Consider the following 390-nt stretch of genomic DNA (forward strand, 5'->3'; position numbering starts at 1 on the left):
GCGTTCATCCTGAGCCAGGATCAAACTCTCCAATAAAGTTAGTTTGTCTAGCATCTAAAAATAAAAATTGACGTTTCACGTTGTTTGTTTCGTTCAGTTTTCAAAGAACTAATGGTGGAGCCTAGCGGGATCGAACCGCTGACCTCCTGCGTGCAAGGCAGGCGCTCTCCCAGCTGAGCTAAGGCCCCAAACAAGTATCGGGAAGACAGGATTTGAACCTGCGACCCCCTGGTCCCAAACCAGGTGCTCTACCAAGCTGAGCCACTTCCCGAAAGAAAACGCGCCCGAGAGGAGTCGAACCCCTAACCTCTTGATCCGTAGTCAAACGCTCTATCCAATTGAGCTACGGGCGCATATGGTGCCGAGGGCGGGGGTCGAACCCGCACGGTG

Annotated in this window: 3 tRNA genes; all 3 read right to left on the reverse strand. The window is 52.8% G+C overall.

From position 1 onward, the window contains the following. Nucleotides 1-112: 112 nt before the first annotated feature. The 3 genes from MR170_RS31190 to MR170_RS31200 all read right to left on the reverse strand — a co-directional run bounded on the left by MR170_RS31190 (nucleotide 113) and on the right by MR170_RS31200 (nucleotide 353). Nucleotides 113-188, reverse strand: a tRNA-Ala gene (locus MR170_RS31190). A gap of 9 nt (nucleotides 189-197) precedes the next feature. Further along, nucleotides 198-271 (reverse strand) — tRNA-Pro (locus tag MR170_RS31195). A gap of 8 nt (nucleotides 272-279) precedes the next feature. Beyond that, a tRNA-Arg gene (locus tag MR170_RS31200) sits at nucleotides 280-353 on the reverse strand. Between the last annotated feature and the right edge of the window lie 37 nt (nucleotides 354-390).

The organism is Bacillus cereus group sp. BfR-BA-01524 (assembly GCF_022662595.1).
GTDB classification, from domain to species: Bacteria; Bacillota; Bacilli; order Bacillales; family Bacillaceae_G; genus Bacillus_A; species Bacillus_A thuringiensis_S.